The sequence below is a fragment of the [Pantoea] beijingensis genome (assembly GCF_022647505.1).
In the GTDB taxonomy this organism is placed as follows: domain Bacteria; phylum Pseudomonadota; class Gammaproteobacteria; order Enterobacterales; family Enterobacteriaceae; genus Erwinia; species Erwinia beijingensis.
Map to the genome: position 1 here is coordinate 2673636 of NZ_CP071409.1, position 21995 is coordinate 2695630.

The 21995-nt window shown below is 52.4% G+C and carries 21 protein-coding genes and 1 pseudogene; 13 read left to right on the plus strand and 9 right to left on the minus strand.

The genetic code is table 11. The features are described from left to right. Positions 1-47 precede the first annotated feature (47 nt). From J1C60_RS12075 to J1C60_RS12085, 3 genes are read left to right on the plus strand one after another with little or no spacing between them, the layout of a single operon-like run. Positions 48-1097, plus strand: a complete 1050-nt coding sequence (locus J1C60_RS12075) for an NADP-dependent oxidoreductase (protein WP_128177918.1) — start codon at positions 48-50, stop codon at positions 1095-1097. Positions 1098-1099: 2 nt separating this feature from the next. Continuing rightward, positions 1100-1780, plus strand: a complete 681-nt coding sequence (locus tag J1C60_RS12080; RefSeq protein WP_128177920.1) for a type 1 glutamine amidotransferase domain-containing protein — start codon at positions 1100-1102, stop codon at positions 1778-1780. 18 nt (positions 1781-1798) lie between these two features. Continuing rightward, complete coding sequence (locus tag J1C60_RS12085) at positions 1799-2275, plus strand: kinase inhibitor (RefSeq protein WP_128177922.1); 477 nt, start codon at positions 1799-1801, stop codon at positions 2273-2275. 74 nt (positions 2276-2349) lie between these two features. Here J1C60_RS12085 and pgl read toward each other — a convergent pair whose 3' ends face one another. Continuing rightward, positions 2350-3345: a 6-phosphogluconolactonase gene (gene pgl / locus J1C60_RS12090; RefSeq protein ID WP_128177924.1), complete on the minus strand. Its 996-nt coding sequence runs from the start codon at positions 3343-3345 to the stop codon at positions 2350-2352. 374 nt (positions 3346-3719) lie between these two features. Here pgl and J1C60_RS12095 point away from each other — a divergent pair, with 374 nt between their 5' ends. Next, positions 3720-4538, plus strand: a complete 819-nt coding sequence (locus J1C60_RS12095) for a pyridoxal phosphatase (RefSeq protein ID WP_128177926.1) — start codon at positions 3720-3722, stop codon at positions 4536-4538. On the opposite strand, the gene modC is transcribed toward J1C60_RS12095, so the two are convergent. The 5 genes from modC to treR all read right to left on the minus strand — a co-directional run bounded on the left by modC (position 4539) and on the right by treR (position 8478). Then, positions 4539-5597 (minus strand): molybdenum ABC transporter ATP-binding protein ModC, encoded by a 1059-nt coding sequence (modC, locus tag J1C60_RS12100; protein WP_128177928.1) that lies wholly within the window; start codon positions 5595-5597, stop codon positions 4539-4541. A 2-nt stretch (positions 5598-5599) separates the two neighbouring features. Beyond that, on the minus strand, positions 5600-6289 hold the full coding sequence (gene modB, locus J1C60_RS12105; RefSeq protein ID WP_128177930.1) for a molybdate ABC transporter permease subunit: 690 nt from the start codon (positions 6287-6289) through the stop codon (positions 5600-5602). Beyond that, positions 6286-7059, minus strand: coding sequence for a molybdate ABC transporter substrate-binding protein (gene modA, locus J1C60_RS12110; RefSeq protein ID WP_128177932.1), 774 nt, complete (start codon positions 7057-7059; stop codon positions 6286-6288). The genes modB and modA overlap by 4 nt, the downstream gene beginning before the upstream one ends. Positions 7060-7275: 216 nt before the next feature. Continuing rightward, positions 7276-7431, minus strand: a complete 156-nt coding sequence (locus tag J1C60_RS12115; protein WP_128177934.1) for an AcrZ family multidrug efflux pump-associated protein — start codon at positions 7429-7431, stop codon at positions 7276-7278. 90 nt (positions 7432-7521) lie between these two features. Continuing rightward, positions 7522-8478, minus strand: a complete 957-nt coding sequence (gene treR / locus J1C60_RS12120; RefSeq protein ID WP_128177936.1) for a trehalose operon repressor TreR — start codon at positions 8476-8478, stop codon at positions 7522-7524. Positions 8479-8717: 239 nt separating this feature from the next. On the opposite strand from treR, the gene treB reads away from it, so the two are divergent. From treB to gpmA, 9 genes are all read left to right on the plus strand, one after another. Continuing rightward, a complete protein-coding gene (treB, locus tag J1C60_RS12125; protein WP_128177938.1) occupies positions 8718-10136 on the plus strand; it encodes a PTS trehalose transporter subunit IIBC in 1419 nt (472 codons plus the stop codon). Between the two features lie 72 nt (positions 10137-10208). Beyond that, positions 10209-11876 carry an alpha,alpha-phosphotrehalase gene (gene treC, locus J1C60_RS12130; RefSeq protein ID WP_128177940.1) on the plus strand — a complete coding sequence of 556 codons (1668 nt, stop codon included), beginning with the start codon at positions 10209-10211 and terminating at the stop codon, positions 11874-11876. A gap of 93 nt (positions 11877-11969) precedes the next feature. Further along, complete coding sequence (modE, locus tag J1C60_RS12135; RefSeq protein WP_128177942.1) at positions 11970-12752, plus strand: molybdenum-dependent transcriptional regulator; 783 nt, start codon at positions 11970-11972, stop codon at positions 12750-12752. Between the two features lie 76 nt (positions 12753-12828). Beyond that, positions 12829-14301 carry a molybdate ABC transporter ATP-binding protein ModF gene (modF, locus tag J1C60_RS12140; protein ID WP_128177944.1) on the plus strand — a complete coding sequence of 491 codons (1473 nt, stop codon included), beginning with the start codon at positions 12829-12831 and terminating at the stop codon, positions 14299-14301. Between the two features lie 129 nt (positions 14302-14430). Beyond that, a complete protein-coding gene (locus J1C60_RS12145) occupies positions 14431-15003 on the plus strand; it encodes a cysteine hydrolase family protein (protein WP_128177945.1) in 573 nt (190 codons plus the stop codon). Positions 15004-15201: 198 nt separating this feature from the next. Then, positions 15202-16254, plus strand: a complete 1053-nt coding sequence (galT, locus tag J1C60_RS12150) for a galactose-1-phosphate uridylyltransferase (protein ID WP_128177947.1) — start codon at positions 15202-15204, stop codon at positions 16252-16254. Continuing rightward, positions 16251-17399, plus strand: coding sequence for a galactokinase (galK, locus tag J1C60_RS12155; protein ID WP_128177949.1), 1149 nt, complete (start codon positions 16251-16253; stop codon positions 17397-17399). Before galT ends, galK begins: the two co-directional genes overlap by 4 nt. Next, positions 17393-18424, plus strand: coding sequence for a galactose-1-epimerase (gene galM, locus J1C60_RS12160; protein ID WP_128177951.1), 1032 nt, complete (start codon positions 17393-17395; stop codon positions 18422-18424). The genes galK and galM overlap by 7 nt, the downstream gene beginning before the upstream one ends. Before the next feature lie 131 nt (positions 18425-18555). Then, positions 18556-19308 carry a 2,3-diphosphoglycerate-dependent phosphoglycerate mutase gene (gpmA, locus tag J1C60_RS12165; protein ID WP_128177953.1) on the plus strand — a complete coding sequence of 251 codons (753 nt, stop codon included), beginning with the start codon at positions 18556-18558 and terminating at the stop codon, positions 19306-19308. A gap of 215 nt (positions 19309-19523) precedes the next feature. Here the strand turns inward: gpmA and J1C60_RS12170 are convergent, their stop codons facing one another. The 3 genes and pseudogenes from J1C60_RS12170 to J1C60_RS12180 all read right to left on the minus strand — a co-directional run bounded on the left by J1C60_RS12170 (position 19524) and on the right by J1C60_RS12180 (position 21993). Further along, positions 19524-19994, minus strand: a complete 471-nt coding sequence (locus J1C60_RS12170; protein ID WP_128177954.1) for a hypothetical protein — start codon at positions 19992-19994, stop codon at positions 19524-19526. A gap of 51 nt (positions 19995-20045) precedes the next feature. Beyond that, a pseudogene (locus J1C60_RS12175) lies at positions 20046-20186 on the minus strand (type VI secretion system baseplate subunit TssE); the annotation flags it as partial. 10 nt (positions 20187-20196) lie between these two features. Next, entirely contained in the window at positions 20197-21993 is a 1797-nt protein-coding gene (locus J1C60_RS12180; RefSeq protein WP_128177956.1) for a DUF2235 domain-containing protein, read from the minus strand. Positions 21994-21995: the final 2 nt, after the last annotated feature.

The window sequence follows — 21995 nt, forward strand, 5'->3', positions numbered from 1 at the left end:
CTGTGATGCACTACGCTTTTATCACAACGTTTGTACAGGAGCCGATCATGTCACAGCAACAAGATACCAACCGCCGTGTGGTGCTGGCATCACGCCCACACGGCGCTCCGACTGAAGATAATTTCCGCCTCGAACATCAACACGTTCCTTCGCCCACTAGCGGGGAGGTTCTACTGCGCACCATCTGGCTGTCACTTGATCCTTACATGCGAGGACGCATGAGTGACGCGCCCTCCTATGTTCCACCCGTTGCGCTCAATGAGGTGATGGGGGCGGGTACGGTGGCGATAGTGGAGCGCTCCTCGCATCCTGATTACGCCCCGGGTGATTGGGTTGTTAGCCAGAGTGGCTGGCAGGACTACGCGATTTCAAAAGGAAACGATCTGTTTAAGCTGAGTGGGCCGGTACTCAAACACCCTTCCTGGGCGCTCGGTATTCTGGGCATGACCGGTTTTACCGCTTATATGGGGCTGCTGGACATCGGTAAACCACAAGCGGGTGAAACGGTAGTGGTTGCCGCAGCCACAGGTGCAGTAGGTTCAGTGGTCGGGCAGATTGCCAAACTGAAGGGCTGCCATGTGGTTGGCATTGCCGGAAGCGCGGAGAAATGCCGCTATGCTGAAGAAGTGCTGGGATTTGATACCTGCCTCGATCACCATCAGGGCGATCTGGCAGAAAAATTAACGCGCTACTGTCCTGATGGCATAGATGTCTACTTTGAGAACGTAGGCGGTAAAGTCTTTGACGCGGTATTGCCACTGATGAACACCAAAGGCCGCATTCCGATTTGCGGGCTTATTGCCGATTATAACAGCACCGGTCTATTGTCTCATGAGAATCGTCTGCCGCTTTTCCAAAGCACCATCTTACGCAAGCGATTACATGTACAGGGCTTTATCATCGTGCAGGATTACGCCCACCGCTTTGAAGAGTTTTTCCGTCAGATGAGCCAGTGGATAGCGGAAGACCGCTTTGTATTCCGTGAAGATGTCATAGACGGACTGGATAACGCACCGGAAACTTTTATTGGCATGCTGGACGGTAAAAACTTTGGCAAGGTCATTATCCGCGTAGCGGCAGATAATCCCGGGAGTTAATAATGAAAGTGCTAATGGTGTTGACCTCCCATGACGCCTTGGGTAACACCGGTAAAAAAACAGGCTTCTGGCTGGAGGAGTTTGTCGCCCCCTGGTACATATTCAACGATGCCGGGATCAATGTCGTACTGGCATCGCCAAAAGGCGGCCTGCCGCCGATCGATCCGGTGAGTGATGAACCCAATGCGCAGACCATTGATACGCAACGCTTCCATCGGGACTCTGTGGCGCAACAGGCACTGGCCAATACGCTGCGCCTTGACACAATTGATAGCAGTAAATATGACGCAGTATTTTATCCTGGCGGCCATGGCCCTTTATGGGATTTAGCCGAGGACAAATACAGTATTACGCTGATCGAAAATTTGTATGCCAATGGCAAGCCCGTCGCCGCGGTGTGCCACGGTCCTGGCGTATTGCGTCATGCTAAAAAACCTGATGGTTCGGCTCTTGTTACTGGAAAACGTGTTACTGGTTTTACCAACCACGAAGAGCACGCCGTAGGATTAACGGATGTGGTACCTTTTCTGGTCGAAGACGAATTAACGCAGTTGGGCGCTCTCTTTGAGCACACTGACGATTGGGAAGTTTACTCACTGACCGATGGGCATTTAGTGACCGGACAGAACCCCGCGTCTTCAGCCGCTGCTGCACAAGAACTGCTTAAATTGCTCAAGTTATAGCTATCAACAGGAGACATCATGCACGTTTTTAGTCAGGATTTTAACGACGGGGAAAAAATGCCTGAACGCCACGTTTTTAATGGCATGGGCTATCAGGGCGATAATATTTCTCCACAGCTGGCATGGCGTGATGCACCGGCTGGCACCAAAAGTTTCGTCATCACCTGCTACGACCCCGATGCCCCAACAGGTTCAGGCTGGTGGCACTGGGTGGTCGCCAATATTCCCGCCTCGGTGAACGAACTCCCGCAGGGCGCGGGTTCGGGTCTGGCCGACTTACCGGAAGAGGCTATCCAGACGCGAACTGATTTTGGACAAGGCGGCTATGGCGGCGCTGCTCCACCGCAGGGTGAGACACACCGGTATATTTTTACCGTACATGCTTTAGATGTAGACAACATTGAGGTCGATGAAGGGGCTAGCGGTGCAATGGTTGGGTTTAATGTGCATTTCCACAGCCTCGCTAACGCGTCGATTACCGTTACCTATAGCTAACGGTTTCATCGAAACAGCGCTCAAAGGGCGAGCGATCGCCCTTTGAGCGGTTTGCTGCAGATATGGCGGGATCTTTAGAGCGCGTGGATTACCACCCACATTGGCCCCTGCCCGACCGCGTAACGCGCGAGCGGCGTCAGTAAACCCGCTTCGCCTGCAATCCGATAGACTTCGATATGGTGGGATTTCTGTCCTGCTGCCACCAAAAACTGCCCACTGTTATCAATATTAAACCCACGCGGCTGCGTTTCCGTTGGCTGATGCCCTTCAAGGGTCAGCAGCGCGCCATCGTCACTCACGCTGAATATCGTTATCAGACTGGCGGTACGATCGCAGGCGTACAGATGACGGCCATCCGGTGTCAGATGAATATCTGCCGCCCAGCGCGTATCGCTAAAACCAGCGGGCATCATATCCACACTTTGTACCCGTGAAACAACACCGTGCGCATCTTTTAGTTGCCAGACATCAACGGTACTGTCTAATTCATTCACACAATAAGCATACTGCTGGTTCGGATGGAACACCATATGGCGCGGTCCCGCGCCTTTTACTGTGGTGACTTGCGTCTGTGGGTCAGGCGTCAGTTGGCCCTCGCGGCTCACGTTATACAGGCAAATACGATCCTGCTTAAGCGCAGGCACAAACAGTTTCTGGTTAGCGAGATCGATGCTGGCCGAATGGCAGCCATCAAGACCGTTAATCACCTGCGTGGGCGCCAGTGGGATACCATCATCGCCGATTGGACTGATACTGACACAGGCGTCATTATAGGATCCGCAAAACAGGAAGCGTCCCTCACAATCGGTGGATATATACGTTGGGCTACCGGGCAGTGGTGCATGGCCAGCTTCGCTTAGCGTACCGTCTTCAGCAATGCGAAACGCGATAACACGGAAGTCAGGACGGGCACCAACGTAGAGGAAACCTTGAGTAGGATTCACTACCATCGGCTGCACCTGGCCCGCGACGTCAACAACCTGTAACAGCTTGAGACTTCCTTCATCATTTAATCGCCAGACGTGGATCTGTTGGCTTTCCGGGCTGGCGGTGTAGACAACTTGTTTCATGAATTCTCCTTTATGCGAACCCTGATAATACGAGCCAGAACAAAGCGTAGCTTGTTTACTCTCGCTCGTCAGATTGATTTTGCTCCGCTTTCCGGCGCATTTGGTAGATCTCTACTCTACCGACTGGGGCTTATGTTGCATTGATAGTGTCAGCTTATGCACATTACGGTTCCGGACCTTTAGCATAAGATGCACTCCGTCACCGCAGAACTGCAACTTTCATCACTTTGCGTGTAATATCTGTCATCTCTGTCTCATTCTGGCGACCCACCGGTGAGTCCCTCAATACGCGTCGTGAGATGCCACTGGATTTCCGGTTCCCCGTCTGAAGGATGATGGCCACTTTTTGTAAACCATGACAATCGGACGGATTCATGAGCTACCGCATCATTGCCCTCGACCTTGATGGCACGCTGCTAACACCGCAAAAAACCATTCTCCCCGCATCACTCGATGCGCTAGCCCAGGCACGTAAAGCGGGTGTTAAGGTCCTGATCGTCACCGGCCGTCATCATGTTGCTATACATCCTTTTTATCAGGCCCTCGCGCTGGATACACCTGCAATTTGCTGTAATGGTACTTATTTGTATGATTACCATGCAAAAAAGGTACTGGCATCCGATCCACTCAGAAAATCCCAGGCGCAGCGTGTGATCCAGATGCTGGATGAACAGGCGATTCATGGCTTGCTCTATGTTGATAACGCCATGCTTTATCAAACCCCCACAGGGCACGTTACGCGCACAATAAACTGGGCACAATCGCTGCCTGAACATCAGCGTCCAACCTTTTTGCACGTCGACAGCCTGAGCGAGGCGGCACAGCAGGCGGAGTCAATCTGGAAGTTTGCGCTTTCGCACCCTGATACGCGTGCCCTGCAAGACTTTGCAGAGAAAGTTGAAGCGGAGCTGGGCTTAGCTTGCGAGTGGTCATGGCAAGATCAGGTCGATATTGCTCAACAGGGTAACAGCAAAGGTAAACGCCTGGCTCAGTGGGTAGAACACGCCGGTTTTCAGATGAGCGATGTGTTAGCCTTTGGCGATAATTATAACGATCTCAGCATGCTGGAAGCGGCGGGCTTAGGCATTGCGATGGGCAACGCGGATGACGCCATCAAAGCGCGGGCCGATCGCGTTATTGGCACCAACCTTGAGCCCGGAATTGCGGAAACCATTTATCGGGAAATTCTGTAATCAGGACGTGATAGAAACGCTTTTTATCTGCGCATAAAGCCACATACCTGGCTCGATCGCCAGTTCATCGCGGGCCCAGGGCGTAATCCTTGCCCAAAGCTCGCGTTGACCGATTTGCAGTTTAACTTCAATCTGCTCATCGATCTCAAGCAGTTCGACAACTTGCGCAGGCAGCACGTTACGAATACTACTTTGAGCTGGCGGTTGCAGAACCAGAGAAACATCGGCCGCATTGATGCGAATACGCAGCGTTGTTTTCGGCGGTGCATCAATACGGCTAACCCACAAATGTCGATCGCCCAGCGCCAGCGCCGTCATTGCATAATGAGGATGCTGCTCCAGTATCTGTACCGATAACACGCTACTCTGCTCCGCACGCGGTAGCCACGGACGCATCGCGCTGCTGGCCCACACCTTCTCCAATGGGCCAAATGCCTTAACGTTTCCCTTATCCAGCACCAAAACGTGATCGGCAAGGTGCAGAATTTCATCCAGACTGTGGGACACATAAAGCATTGGCACTTCAATCTGCTGCGCCAGCTTTTGCAAATAGGGCAACAGTTCACGTTTACGCGGAATATCCAGCGAAGCCAGAGGTTCATCAAGTAACAGGATTTCGGGTGCGGTCAGGAGTGCACGCCCAATGGCCACCCGCTGCTTTTCACCACCGGAAAGCGACCAGGGCAAGCGATTAAGCAGCGGTTCAATCCCCAGCAAGGCCACTAAATCATCAAACTGCGGCTTCATGTGCTTCGCCATTCCGTACTGCAAATTGCCACGTACACGATAGTGCGGAAACAGACGAGCATCCTGAAAAACATAGCCTATCCGCCGCTTTTCTGGCGGGAGAAAAATTCGCTTTTGCGTATCGCTCAGCACGCGATTATTCAGGCGGATACTCCCCTGCTGCGGACGTGTTAAGCCCCCAATCGCGTTAATTAAGGAGGTTTTACCGGCACCAGAAACACCAAAAATGGCGGTAATACCGCTGGCGGGCAGTTTCGCATTCACCGAAAGCAGGTGGTCGCCTAATTGCTGACTGAAATCAAGCTCCAGCATGTTCAGCCCCTCAACCGCTTGCGGCCTGCTCTGGCTAACCATTCGGATATCAACAATGAGACCAGTGCAAGGATGATGGCGATCACACACAGTCTTGCCGCCGCATTTTCCGCACCAGGTGTTTCAATCAGCGTATACATTGCCAGCGGGATGGTACGGGTTTCGCCAGGGATATTAGAAACAAACGTGATAGTTGCGCCAAACTCACCCAGCGAACGCGCGAAGCCGAGCACCGTACCGACGATAATACCAGGCAAAGTGAGCGGTAAGGTAATCGTGAAAAAAACCCGTAAACGGCCAGCACCGAGCGTTCGCGCCGCCTGTTCCAGACGGGTATCAACGGCTTCAAGCGCTAATCGGATGGCGCGGACCGTCAGAGGGAATGCCACGACCGCCGCTGCCAGAGCTGCGCCTCGCCAGCTAAACGCGAAGCTAAAACCAAACCAGTTATATAGCCATTCACCCACTACCCCACGTCGGCCAAGGGCGATCAACAACAAATAACCCACCACCACCGGCGGCAGCACCAGCGGTAGATGAATCACGCTGTCCAATAAGGACTTGCCGGGAAAGTTACAGCGGACCAGAATCCAGGCTATAAGGATCCCAAATGGCAAGCTGCATATCACGGCAACCGTGGAAACTTTCAGGCTCAGTTCAAGGGCCTGCCATTCGAGATCGCTCAGCATCATGTCCGTGGTGTAAATCCGTAACGTTTAAATACTGCCGCCGCTTCCGGCCCTTTCAGATAGTTGTAAAAAGCCTCGACGCTGGGTGAATTGTGCTCTTTCACCACGGCCATCGGATATTCAACCGGCTTATGGCTCGATTCAGGGAAGGATCCCACCACCGTCACTTTATTGCTGGCTACCGCGTCCGAGCCATACACGATGCCATACGGTGTTTCATCACGTTCAACCAGCGCCAGCGCCGCACGAACGCTATTTGAGCGCGCCATCAGCGGTGAGAGCGTATCCCATGCACCAAGGTTTTGTAAGGCTTCTTTCGCATAAATACCCGCCGGAACATGATCGGGGTCGCCAACGGCCAGCCGCTGCCCTTTCATTAGGCTTTTCCAGTCGGTCGCTTTACTGATACTGACCGGCTGAGGCTTCACCGACGTCGGGGCCACCAGCACCAGATCGTTACCCAATAAAGTAAATCGGCTCTTTTCATCCATGGTTTTTTTGTCGATGGCATAATCCATCCACTGCTGATCGGCGGAGATAAACAGATCGGCGGGCGCGCCCTGCTCTATCTGCCGTGCCAGCGTTGATGAGGAAGCAAAAGAGGAAACAATTTTAACCTCTTTCCCTTTTTCATACTGTGTCGCGATATCAGTAAGTGCGTTAGTTAACGATGCCGCGGCAAAAACAGTAATATTTTCCGCAGCAACGGCATGACCTGTAATGGATAAGGTTAAAGCTGCACCGATAAAACAGCGGTTCCAGATGACGGACATGGCAATCTCCAGGTTACGTTATGTACGTAATAATATAACGACTATTTTCGACGTGTCATGCGCTTTATTGGTGGGAAATTTCGTAGAGTTCACAGGAAAATGCAGGCGCGGATAACAAACTTAACTGCCCGGGTAACAGCGGGGGAATGAATGGATGCCCGACGCAACCGACTATCAGAAAATCGGGATGCGCTAGCCGGGCCGGAATGCGGGCGATCAGTGGCTTTTTTTAGCAGGCTGTTCTTCCCGACGACCTACTTTAGAGAGAATGTTAAACACTTCGCCCAGTCCATAAATTAAGCCGAGAATAATCGCCATTACCACAGGAACCATGATGATCGCGAATACCAAACTTTTTAATAATTCGAACATGGATACCTCATGAGAACAGTATAAAGACGCCATTGTAACGACAGCAAAAAAAAGTGCACTGACCTTTTGTGCGTTTTACATTTCTTCAACTTAATCAAGTTTACTCGGTACCGTTAATTGACAGATGTTATTCTGCCCACTTAATAAACCTACCAGCTGTTGCGCGGCAGCCTTACCCGCATGGGCATATCCCAAATCAACCGATACCGTATCCGGAAACAGAAAGCTAAGCAGTGGCGTATGCCCTATGCTGCAAATTTTCAGCGATCCGCACGGGTTATGTTGCACATATTTTATCGCCCCTAGTGCGATGGTATCTGAAGCACAGATTACCGCGCTGGTATCCGGTTTTATCACCTGTGCCGCCAGCGTAAAACCGCTCTGATAGCTAAGATCGCCCAGTGCAAATGTCGGGACAATATTTTGCTGCTGGCAGGCGTCCAGATAAGCCTGATAGCGAATGCGCCCGGTGGTCTCATCCTTTTCAGAAACACCGATATAACTGATTTGCTGGTGCCCCTGCTGCTTTAGCCGCGCCATCAATAGTGCCACAGCCCCCGCATCATCGAAGCAGACCGACGATAGCCCGGCGTATTCGCGCACCATAACCACCATTTTACTCCGCCACTCAATCAGCATTTCGCTGCTCAGTCCGGTAAAACCAAAAAGGATCACACCGTCCACATTGCGCTGATGCAGCACACGCAAATGTTCAGCAACCAGATCCACTTTCAGCAGACTTTCCATCAGGATCGAGTCATAGCCTTGCTCATACAACAGCGGCAAGATCGCCCGGACGGCTTGGTTCTCGGACGGCGAATCCAGTCGGGAAACAATGACGCCAATAATTTTATCACTTTGGCCACGCATGGCCTGCGCAGATTTCGACGGGATAAAACCATATTCACGGATCACCGCTTCAACACGCTCGCGCGTTTGCTGGCTCACCTTCCCTTCATTATTGAGCACGCGAGAGACGGTAGACTTGCCCACGCCGCTGAGACGGGCAATATCTTTGATAGTAAGACGGGGTTGTGAAGATTCCATGTTATTGAAAAATAAGCCTGATAGAGGGCAATACTGCCATAAAACCACTGGATGTATCTAGTGTACCACCTCTGGTGTTATTCGTGGCCCGCATGATGATTTATGCCGATAATCCCGAAATTTATGTGATCCACTTCATAAATGGGAACGTTCCCACTTATCATTATTCATATAAACAGATATTTTCACGCTACACAACATTCCACCTCTTATCTTTCCGTGGTTACAGGCAGGAAAAAATGAAAAAATCGAATCCGCAGGATATTGATAGCCTGATCGCATTGGTTGGCGGTAAAGCCAATATTGCTGCTGTCACGCACTGTATTACCCGTTTACGCTTTGTACTCAATGACGTCTCGCTGGCCGATCCTAAAGCGATTGAAGCATTACCGATGGTAAAAGGCTGTTTTACCAACGCAGGTCAGTTCCAGGTCGTCATCGGCGTCGATGTTGATGATTGGTATCAGTTGCTGCTGCAGCGTGCCGCGCTGAATTCCAGCGATAAAGAGAGTGCCAAGCGCGCTGCCCGCCAGAATATGAGCTGGCACGAAATTCTTATTTCACACTTTGCCGAAATCTTTTTTCCGCTGCTACCGGTGCTAATTAGCGGCGGTTTAATCCTCGGATTCCGCAACGTTATCGGCGATGTGCCGTTATTTGGCGATCAGCCATTAACCAAGGGCCATCCATTCTGGCAAACAATCTATGATTTCTTATGGCTGATTGGCGAAGCAATTTTCTTCTATCTACCCGTGGGAATTTGCTGGTCGACGGTGAAGAAAATGGGCGGGACACCTGCCCTGGGGATTGTACTCGGCGTGACGCTGGTGTCTCCTCAGTTGATGAATGCCTATCTCATTGGTCAACAGGTCCCTGACGTATGGAACTTCGGCCTGTTTACCGTTGAAAAAGTAGGATACCAGGCGCAGGTCATTCCGTCCCTGCTCGCCGGGATGATGCTGGCGTTCATAGAATTACGCCTTAAACGTTGGGTACCCGCTTATTTGTACATGGTTGTGGTACCGGTTGTTTCGTTGCTGCTGGCAGTGTTTCTGGCGCATACCATTATCGGACCGCTCGGCCGCATGGTCGGTGACGGTGTCGCCTGGGCGGTCAAATCGTTAATGACCGGCAGCTTTGCCCCCATTGGCTCGGCGCTGTTTGGTTTTCTCTATGCGCCGCTGGTGATCACTGGCGTACATCAAACCACGCTGGCTATCGATCTGCAGCTGATTCAAAACCTCGGCGGCACACCGGTATGGCCGATCATCGCACTTTCCAACATCGCTCAGGCCTCAGCGGTACTGGCCATTATTTTGATCAGCCGTAAAGAGAATGAACGTGAGATATCGGTCCCCGCGGCTATTTCCGCCTATCTCGGCGTTACCGAACCCGCCATGTACGGTATCAATATGAAATATCGCTTCCCCATGCTGTGCGCCATGGTTGGGTCTGCTTGTGCTGGTCTGATTTGCGGGAGCTTCGGCGTTCTGGCTAATGGAATTGGCGTGGGTGGCCTGCCTGGGATCCTCTCCATTCAGCCGCAATACTGGAAAATCTACAGCATCGCCATGATGGTTGCGATTGTGGTGCCACTGGTACTCACCATTGCAGTTTACAAACGCAAAACGCGCATGAATGCCTTACCCGCGATGTGATTATTATTTTATCCGGCGGACCCGCCACCGTGTGTGTTTGGTCCGCTTCACGACAACAGGAAGTTTTTTATCATGAACAGCACACTCACGCCCTGGTGGCAAAACGGCGTCATTTATCAAATTTATCCGCGCAGTTTTCAGGACAGCAGTGGCAACGGTATCGGCGATATTAACGGCATTACGCAGCGGCTTGATTATCTTCAGTGGCTGGGCGTTGATGCGATTTGGCTGACACCGGTTTATGTTTCGCCTCAGGTCGATAATGGTTATGACGTCGCCGATTACTGCGCTATTGATACCACCTTTGGCAGCATGGAGGACTTTGAACGGCTAGTCGGGGCAGCCCACCAGCGCAATATTCGCATCGTAATGGATATGGTATTTAATCATACCTCCACTGAACATGCCTGGTTCAAAGAGGCCTGTGATCCGCAGAGCCCATTGCGCGATTATTATATCTGGCGTGATGGCGTGGAAAATGGTCCCCCGAACAACTGGCAATCCAAATTTGGTGGCTCGGCATGGCAATGGCATGAGGCCAGTGGGCAGTATTATTTGCACTCCTTTGCCCCTGAACAGGCCGATCTTAACTGGGAAAACCCTGCCGTTCGGGATGAACTGAAAAAAGTGTGTCACTTTTGGGCCGATAAAGGCGTTGATGGCCTGCGTCTGGACGTGATTAATCTGGTGTCAAAGCATCCTGATTTCCCTGACGATCACCAGGGGGATGGTCGGCGTTTCTATACCGATGGCCCCAATATTCATCAATTCCTGCATGAGATGAGCCGTGATGTTTTTCAGCCACGCGGTTTAATGACGGTTGGCGAAATGTCCTCTACTCAGCTTGAACATTGTCGCCGTTACGCCCGGCTTGACGGGCAAGAACTGTCGATGACCTTCAACTTCCACCATCTGAAAATTGACTATCCTGGCGGCGTGAAATGGACACAGGCCAAACCCGATCTGTTGATGCTTAAACGTCTGTTCTCAGAATGGCAGCAAGGTATGCACGGTTACGCCTGGAACGCGCTATTCTGGTGTAATCACGATCAGCCACGCATCGTATCGCGTCTGGGTAACGAAGACGAACACCGTACGGTTTCCGCAAAAATGCTGGCGATGGTGCTACACGGCATGCAGGGCACACCCTATATCTATCAGGGTGAAGAGATTGGTATGACCAACCCGCATTTTACCGAGATCAGCCAATACCGTGATGTTGAAAGCCTGAATATGTACCAAACGCTGAGCTCGCAAGGCGTTGCGTCCGACAAACTGCTGGCGATTTTGCAGCAAAAATCCCGTGATAATGGTCGTACGCCGATGCAGTGGAATCGCACTCGCAACGCAGGATTTACCGACGGCGACAGTTGGATTGGACTTGCTGACAACGCGCAATTCATCAATGTTGAACAGGCGCAGGCCGATCCACATTCGGTATTGCACACCTACCAGCATCTGATCGCCCTGCGTAAAAACTTACCGGTGATCACGTGGGGAGATTACCAGGATCTGGCCCCCTCTCATCCGCAGCTATGGTGCTATCAGCGTGAATGGCAGGGTTCAAAACTGCTGGTTATCGCCAATTTATCGGCAACACCACTGGCGCTGGAGCAGGACTTGCCAGGAGAAAAATCCCGCTGGAAATTGCTGTACAGCAATTACGGCAACATCTATCAGTCCATGAATGCCAACACGCTCAAGCCCTATGAAGCTGCATGGTGGCTGCTGGAAGAGTAAACGCTGTATTTCCGGGGCGAATTCCTTCTCGCCCCTACAACAATTCGTGCCTGTGCTTTACACTCTTCCAATCATTAACCGCAGGGAAGAACCATGCAGGCCGACATTTCACTGATTATCAAACTGCAGCAGAAGCTGTTTGCCGACCCGCGTCGCATTGCGCTTCTGAAGCAAATTCAGCATACCGGTTCGATCAGTCAGGGTGCAAAGCTGGCCGGGGTCAGCTATAAAAGCGCCTGGGATGCCATTAATGACATGAATCAGCTAGCCGACCGCACCCTGGTTGAACGCGCAACGGGCGGTAAAGGCGGCGGTGGCGCGCAGGTCACATTATATGGCGAGCGGCTGATTCAGCTGTTTCAGCTGCTGGAGCAAATCCAACAAAAAGCCTTTGATGTATTGCAGGACGATCGCCTGCCACTGGACAGTCTGCTCGCCGCTATATCGCGTTTTTCACTGCAAACCAGCGCGCGCAACCAATTATTCGGCACCATCACGCATCGTACGCATTTGCAGGTGCAGCAGCATGTCGAAGTGCTATTGGCTGATGGCGAAACCTGTCTTAAAGCCGCGCTGACGGAACAGAGCGCCAATCGCCTGCAGCTCTCCCCGGGTAAAGAAGTGCTGATCTTAATCAAAGCGCCGTGGATTGATGTCTCAACCCAGCCGTCCAGCGCCGACAATCAGTTAGCGGGTACGGTTAAACATATTGAAAGCGGCGAGCAGCAAAGCGAAGTCTTAATCACATTGGGCAGCGGCGAGACATTATGCGCGACAGTCCCGAATGTCACGGTAGAGCAGCAAAAACTACAGCCTGGTTTGGCAGTAACAGCACATTTTAATGCCGATCGGGTCATCATCGCGACGCTACTCTGAAACCACGCTCCCCGTTTGACTTTGCGCGACGCAGCCGTTTAAATCATCCCTTACGATGCATAAAATGGAATGTAAAATGGCTGTATTGCAAATTTCGCAAGGCACGTTTCATCTTAGTGATACCCGAATATTAACCCTCAACGATCTTACCCTGACCCAAGGCGAAAGCTGGGCGTTTGTTGGCGCAAACGGCAGTGGTAAATCCTCACTGGCACGAGCCCTATCCGGCGAATTGAGGCAGTTACAAGGTAGCCGACGCTGCGATTTTCTTAAACCGACGCGCCTGTCTCTGGAGCAATTGCAAACGTTAGTTTCCGAAGAGTGGCAGCGGAACAATACCGATATGCTCAGCCCGGGAGAAGAGGATACCGGACGTACCACCGCCGAAATTATTCAGGATGACGTCAAGGACAGCGCCCGCTGCCAGCAGTTGGCCATGCAGTTTGGTATCACCTCGTTGCTGCAGCGCCGCTTTAAATACCTTTCCACCGGGGAAACGCGCAAAACTCTGTTATGCCAGGCCTTGATGGCACAGCCAGACCTGTTAATCCTCGATGAGCCTTTTGACGGCCTGGATGTCGAATCACGCGCTAATCTTGCTGCGGTTCTGGGCGAACTGCATCAACAGGGTATTACGCTGGTACTGGTACTTAACCGTTTTGATGATATTCCTGATTTTGTGGAAAAAGTGGGTGTACTGGCAGAATGCACGCTAACCCACGTTGGCGAGCGGGCCGCCATTTTGGCCGAAGCATTGGTCGCGCAGTTGGCACATAGCGAACGTCTGGCAGGCATGGCGTTACCGGAAGCCGATAACGCGAGCGCAAAACCGCCATTAGTCCCGGATAATTCACTCATTGTGTTAAAAAATGGTGTCGTCTCTTATAACGACCGCCCTATCCTGCACAACCTGAGCTGGGAAGTAAAACCGCGCCAGCACTGGCAAATTGTGGGACCAAACGGTGCGGGAAAATCGACGCTGCTGAGCCTGGTTACCGGCGATCAACCTCAGGGATACAGCAACGATTTAACGCTTTTTGGTATTCGCCGCGGCAGTGGCGAAACCATTTGGGATATTAAACAGCATATTGGCTATGTCAGCAGCAGCCTGCATCTCGACTATCGCGTCAGCACCAGCGTGCGTAATGTCATTATCTCCGGGTTTTTCGATTCAATTGGTATCTATCAGGCGGTATCTGACCGCCAGCAAGCGCTGGCCAGCCAGTGGCTGGCGCTGCTTGGCATGAATAATGTCATGGCAGACTCGCCTTTTCATAGTCTTTCATGGGGGCAACAACGGCTGGTGCTGATTGCCCGGGCACTGGTCAAACATCCGGCATTACTCATCCTTGATGAACCTTTACAGGGGCTGGATCCGATCAATCGTTTACTGGTACGTCGCTTTGTCGATGTGCTGATCGGTGAAGGGCAAACGCAGTTGCTGTTTGTCTCACATCATGCGGAAGATGCGCCGCAATGCATTACCCACCGGCTCACTTTTATCCCGGATGGCGAAATATATCGTTATCATCAGGAAACGCTCGCCTGACCCCTCTTTTTTCGGCCAGCATGACGCTGGCCAATTTCCTCCTGAATACATATCCCGCAACACTTGTGGACAGCAGATCGCAGCCAATTTTTTATCATTATCATGGACCGTTTTTATTCTGGAGAAGCTATGACTGCTGCGCTCGTTATCGTGAATTTAATTGAGGATCTCGCGGGTATTAAAGGCCGCGCAAACGCCTGCTACTCACAGGTGGTGGAACGTAACATCGTCACGCGCGTTAACGCAGCTACCGCCTATGCACGTGTACGTAAAATTCCAGTAATCTGGAGCAGGATACAGTTCGGTGACGATTATCAGGCGATGCCCGCGCATTCACTGCTATTTACACAGATGAAATTAATCGGTGCGCTCCGCGCTGGCTCAGCCGGTAGCCACTGGCTGGAAAATGTGAATGTACAGCAGCATGATGAGGTCTTTGAACATCGTGGTCTGAGTGCCTTTACTGGTAACAATTTATTAGCCTGGTTACACCAGCACAAGCGTCAACACCTGCTAATTGCCGGTATTAGTTCCTGTCTGACCATCGAAAGTACGGTACGTGAAGCCCATGAGCGCGGCATCGACGTCACCGTGCTTGAAGACATCTGTGCAGCCGAAAGCCTGCTCGCCCATCAGCAAAGTATGGAGAATCTGCAGCGCTTCGCGAACATCTCTTCCACTCGACTTTGGACCAATGGTTAAAGTAGCAATGTAATCGCTACCAAAAGATTGGCATATTTAGAAGATGAAAAAATAAAAAATCACTATTACCACAGAAAAAACAAGAATAACTCCTTGTGTAACCGATTCCATTTATTCAAACTCGATCACGCTTCCTGCCTCACCAATATGCTACGTTTAAGTCAGCCCTTGCGCTTTATCAGGATACCAGGAAAAAAGATGCCAACATTTAATCCGGTTGATCATCCTCATCGCCGCTACAACCCTTTATCAGATCAGTGGGTTTTAGTCTCTCCGCACCGGGCCAAACGCCCGTGGCAAGGTGCACAGGAAACTCCGTCACCGGAAACACTACCGCCTCACGATCCCGACTGTTTTTTATGTCCCGGTAATACCCGCGCATCGGGTGATAAAAATCCCGACTATAGCGGAACTTACGTCTTTACCAATGATTTTGCCGCGCTGATGGCGGATACGCCTGCGGCACCCGTCAGTGATGATTTACTCATGCGTTGTGAAAGCGCGCGCGGCACCAGCAGAGTGATCTGTTTCTCCCCTGACCACAGTAAAACGCTGCCGGAACTCCCCTTAACCGCGCTGGTGCAAATCATCGACACCTGGCAGGCACAAACCGCAGAACTGGGCCAACGCTATCCATGGGTGCAGGTTTTCGAAAATAAGGGCGCAGCGATGGGGTGCTCTAATCCACATCCGCACGGACAGGTCTGGGCAAATAGCTTTCTGCCCAATGAAGTCAAACGCGAGGATGACACGCAGCGCGACTATTTTTCCCGAAACGGCTCGCCGATGCTGGTGGATTACGGCGAACGCGAATTGAAGGATGGCAGCCGTACCGTGGTAGAAACCCGGCACTGGCTGGCGGTGGTGCCATGGTGGGCCGCATGGCCGTTTGAAACATTGCTGCTGCCAAAAGCACATATTCAGCGCCTCATTGATGTGAACGATGAGCAGCGCGAGGATTTAGCACTGGCGCTGAAACAGCTGACCAGCCGCTACGATAATCTGTTTCAGTGCGCTTTCCCCTATTCTATGGGCTGGCACGGCGCACCGTTCAATGGCGCAGATAATCAGCACTGGCAGTTACATGCCCACTTTTATCCGCCGCTGCTACGCTCCGCAACCGTTCGTAAATTTATGGTGGGTTACGAAATGCTGGCTGAAACCCAGCGCGATTTAACGGCGGAACAGGCGGCAGAACGGCTGCGTTCTGTCAGCGATATTCATTTTCGCCAGACGGGGACATCACAATGAGTTTAAAAACGAAGACCCAACACATTTTTAGTGAAAAATTCGGCTATCCGCCAACCCACACTATCCAGGCTCCGGGGCGCGTTAATCTGATCGGAGAACATACCGATTATAACGACGGTTTTGTCCTGCCCTGTGCCATTAATTATCAAACGGTCATCAGTTGTGCCAAACGTGACGATCGCCAGATCCGCGTGATCGCCGCCGATTATGATAATCAGGAAGACGTTTTTTCACTTGATACGCCGATCATGAGCCATAAGGATCAGATGTGGGCCAACTATGTGCGAGGCGTGGTGAAACACCTGCAAAAACGTAATAAAAATTTTGCTGGTGTGGATATGGTCATCAGCGGCGATGTACCGCAGGGCGCCGGGTTAAGCTCCTCCGCGTCGCTTGAGGTCGCGGTGGGCACCGCCATCCAGCAGTTGTACCATTTACCCGTCGATGCCGCGGAAATTGCCGTCAACGGCCAGGAAGCGGAAAACCAGTTTGTTGGCTGCAATTGCGGCATTATGGATCAGATGATTTCTGCGCTGGGTAAAAAAGATCATGCCATGCTGCTGGACTGCCGTACTTTGGGTACACGTCCAGTCCCGATGCCGGAAGGAATCGCCGTGGTGATTATCAACTCAAATTTCCGCCGTAGCCTGGTGGGCAGCGAATATAATACTCGCCGTCAACAGTGTGAAACCGGTGCGAGATTCTTTGCCCAGCCTTCGCTCCGCGATGTGGATATCAAACAGTTTAAGGCCGTTGAACAGGCGCTCGACCCGCTGGTCGCCAGGCGCGTACGTCATGTTTTGACGGAGAATGCCCGTACGCTGGAAGCGGCCGATGCCCTGAGCAAAGGCGATCTGACGCGTATGGGCGTGCTGATGGCAGAATCTCATGCCTCGATGCGGGACGATTTTGAGATTACCGTTCCTCCCATCGACCTGCTGGTCGACATCGTGAAAGGAGTGATCGGCGAGCAAGGTGGCGTACGCATGACTGGCGGCGGTTTTGGCGGCTGCATCGTAGCACTTATGCCACAAGATAAAGTCGATAGTGTTAAAGCCGCGGTTGCTGCGCACTATGAAGCAAAGTCCGGCATTAAAGAGACCTTCTATGTCTGTAAAGCCGCGGCGGGGGCGGGACAATGCTAACGCCAAATTCACACGCGCCGGATGGCCAACCCTGGCGCATCACCGTACTGCGTAATCGTAACGGCATGGTCGCCACTTTTATGGATTGGGGAGCAACCTGGCTTTCCGCACGCGTCCCCATGAAAGATGGAAGCGTCAGGGACGCCCTGCTGGGCTGCACAACCCCATCTGATTATCTGCATCAGTCAGCTTATCTGGGCGCCACCATAGGCCGCTATGCCAATCGCATTGCTAACGCGACCTTGTGCGAGGGCAAACTCCCCCTGGTGGCGAATCAGGGCGTGCATCAATTGCATGGCGGGCCTGAAGGTTTCGATAAGCGACGCTGGCAGATCGTGAGTCAGAGTGAAAGCGAAGTGCACTATCACATCGATTCACCTGATGGCGATCAGGGCTTTCCTGGCAACCTGCTGGCCTCGGTACGCTATCACCTTGATGATGACAACACCGTGTCCATCACTTATCAGGCAACGGTCGATCGTCCCTGCCCGGTCAACCTGACCAACCATGCTTATTTCAACCTTGATGCGCATCAGGGCGATGCCAGGCAGCACCGCCTGCAACTGCTGGCTAACCGCTATCTGCCGGTCGACAGCAACGGTATCCCACGCGCTGGTCTGAAAAACGTTGAGCAGACCAGTTTTGACTTCCGTCAGCCACACTGTGTTGCAGAGAGGTTCCTGCAGGATGAGGATCAGTTAGCGGTAAAGGGGTACGACCACGCCTTTTTGCTGGATGCCAGGGGCGACGACTCGCAGCCTGCAGCGCAGCTCTGGTCTGCCGATAATAAGCTGCGCCTGACGGTCGCAACCAGCGCGCCAGCGCTACAGTTCTACGCCGGAAACTATCTCAACGGTACGCCAGCCCGTGGACAGGGTAATTATGCGGATTACCAGGGGATCGCGCTGGAGAGCGGTTTTTTACCTGACTCGCCCAACCGCGCCGACTGGCCTCAGCCTGATTGCTGGTTGCACCCTGACGAAACCTGGCGTTCCGTGACGCGCTATACGCTAACCGCATGCTGATGCTGCGTGAGAAATGAGCAGAAGGTAGCCGGAGTAACGCACAGTGAGTTACGCGGCTGGTGCGCTGCCCGCTTCAGCAGTATACTGTGAGATATTATCCTTGAAACATCAGATTATTAAGGAGTTAAGCGATGGCTGTCACTAAACTGGTTCTGGTACGTCACGGTGAAAGCCAGTGGAACAATGAAAACCGTTTCACTGGTTGGTACGATGTTGATTTGTCCGATAAAGGCCGTACTGAAGCCAAAGCAGCGGGCGCACTGCTGAAAAAAGAAGGCTTTACCTTCGATTTCGCCTATACCTCGGTGCTGAAGCGTGCAATCCATACGTTATGGAACATTCTGGACGAAGTGGATCAGGTCTGGCTGCCGGTTGAAAAATCATGGCGTCTGAACGAGCGCCACTACGGTGCGCTGCAGGGACTGGATAAAGCCGAAACCGCGCAGAAATACGGTGACGAGCAGGTAAAACAGTGGCGCCGCGGCTTTGCGGTCACGCCACCGGAGCTGGATCGTGCAGACGAGCGCTTCCCGGGACACGACCCACGCTATGCGGCACTGACCGCTGAGCAGCTGCCCACCACGGAAAGCCTGGCGCTGACTATCGATCGCGTATTGCCATACTGGGAAGAGTCTATCCTTCCTCGCATGAAAAGCGGTGAGAAAGTGATTATCGCCGCCCACGGCAACTCGCTGCGTGCGCTGGTAAAATACCTGGATAACATGAGTGAAGAAGAGATCCTCGAACTGAATATCCCAACGGGCGTGCCGCTGGTTTATGAGTTCGACGAAAACTTCAAACCCATTAAACACTACTATCTGGGTGATGCTGACGAGATTGCCGCGAAAGCCGCAGCCGTTGCTAACCAGGGTAAAGCGAAGTAAAAGCCCCCGCAGAAGGTGACAATCCGTCCTCTTCACTCATTGATAAAGCCCTGGCGATAAAGCCGGGGCTTTTATTTTATCCAGCCTGAGTCGCTACCCGATGTATCATCGGGATGAAAGTCCTTCCCCCGACAACGCCCGATAGCGGTGCATGTTTCACAGATACCTTCCTGAACCCCGACACTGCAGACGCTGTCAGGTCGTGCTACGAGTGACTATGGCAACACACTTTCAATCATGCTGAAAAACATCTCCTCATCGAATACCGTGACGGGGCCAGCGGGCGTTTCCGCAGGGCGACAGCACCAGTCGTTATGGCTGCCTGCACGCATAAACAGACGATACAAGGGCGTCTGTTTTCTTTCGACACAGAGACTCACTTCAACGCATCCCGTTACGCCCTGTCCGTACAAATAAAGTGGCGTAAACTTTATCGCCTTTTTATCGTAGTAAAGTCGCAGCGCCGGAAGATCGAACGCCTGGTTATCCACCAGTAAATCAGTGAGTGAAACGGTTGACGTTTCCGTTTCGATACCCGTATCCGTCAGCCATTGCGCGATACATTCCTGAAGCTCGCTCATGCGCAGACGGAACGCTGCAATGTCCGCCTGACTTTTACGTTCAAAAGAACAGGAAGCAGGCTGCAATGCCTGAATTTTTTTAAGAAACCGTGCTTTTGCCGACATACTTGACCTGCTGCTCCCACTCCGGGAGATAAAAATGGCCTGAGTGCCTGATTAATTGTTGAGGTACTGCTGTTGCCTGAGATGACGCAGCAGGACTTTCCCTTGCGGCATAAATCCCGTGCCGTAGCGAACCAGTCCAACCCCTTTCAGCTCGGCATCAATGGCGTAGCGCAATTCACCGGGGATTTTCTGCAAATTATTGTCACTTCCGGGGTTCCATCCAGCGCACTGAAAAATATCCGTCATTAATGCCTTCAGCACGCTGCACATCATGCACGAACCACGCATAAAGCACCGATGCGTCCACGCACCATCTAACCGGTGGAGATTTTCCATCGTGCCCTGCCACACCACATGCGAGAAAATGCTCAGCACGATCACGTGCAGGCATAAGGATATTGTCCAGATAAAGCTGCGGGGGGTAATGATACTCCCGGGTCAGCAGAAGATGGGCCGCATTTGCGACATCAGACAGCCAGCTCCAGTGTTTTTTCAGCGTCAGAATATCATCCATTACCTCATCCCTTGCCTGACGGGCCTGAAGTGAAACCCCCACCAGCCCCGCCATTGACGACGGCGATAACAGTATTCCGTCCCGGATACCTTCCAGCCGGCGCAGCTCACTTTTGTATTCGTAAAACTGCCGACCCAACCACTCAAAATAACCGTCAAGGTGCCGGTTCATCGCCCGATAGCTCAGTTCGCTGGCACTGACTGCGCGCTGATATGACGTGACCCAGCGATCAACCGACTGACTTTCCACGCTGTCACGAATGTCAAAATAAGACCATACCAACCGGTCGGTATCATACAGCGAGCTGAAATCAGGGAAAGGAACCCCTGCCTTCATCGCCTCTTTGTACATCTGCCGTAGCGACACTCGGCACAGCTCAGCGCTCGGTTTCTGCACATCGGGTTTTAAGCCGCCACCGATATCTTCGCTGCATCCCGGCATTAATATCTCCTGATGCCCGGCATCGTCCCGACCGGTGCGATAAACGCACCGCCAGCGTCGGCGCTCATGCGCCGCCACCAGGTGCAGCGATTTTTTGACCGGCTCGGGTAACGGTGACTGATGGTCAAGATACTTGCGCCCGAACAGCGAGATAATTTGCCCCGCTGTCTCCACGCGTTTTTCCGGCACCCATTCCAGGATGCTGCTGGCATAGTCCAGACCGTTATCGCTACTCATTGGCGTATCACGCGAACAGTCAAACAGTCCAGTAAACACCATATCAAGCGGCACACCGCGGAAGGTCGGCTTTCCCTCCTTATCCTGCCCGCACATTTCATTCAGCAACAGATCAATAAACTGCCGGGCCTGGGTTCCCCCCATATCAAAACCAAACACCGATAGCGAAATCAGCCGCACGGGAACCTCGCCGCTCTTCATCGCATCGTCAAAGGTGCGTTCAAAGCGGATCCGGGTACTGTTCAGGCGCGTGTCGGCCCCGCTCACCATACTGTAGGCCATAAACTCGTTGTCGCGTAGCCAGGGTGTGGCCTCGATACCTGCCCGAATCACGCCTTTCAGGGTGGCGTCCCTCAGCATTTTTAGCTGACCTTTAGGCGTCAGCAGCTTTTGCCTTAACTCGTTGCTGGCCTCCTGGCTGCTGGCGCCACCCATTTTCGCTTTGATAATATCCCTCAGCGCATCGGCAGGCTGGTTTTTCAGGCTTTCCTGCACCGCGTGACCGGTGCCATCCATAATCTGCTGAAGTGCTTCACCTTCCATTTCCAGGAAGGGAGTACCCAGACCGGATATGTAGTGCTTTTTATATGACACTGCGTCCGTTTTATTTTCTTCTTCCGGATATGCTCTGAACAACCGGGCAATATTGCTCAGCCGGTTTTCCAGCGCGTCCTGCTCGATATTGCGCCCCACGCCGTCAAAGAAAAAACCGATATGCAGTATCCGTGAACAGTTACCGACCTGGTAATCATCAGCCTGCTGCGCCCGGTGCGCCGCCGCAATGAGGGTATCCAAATCCATTTCCATAG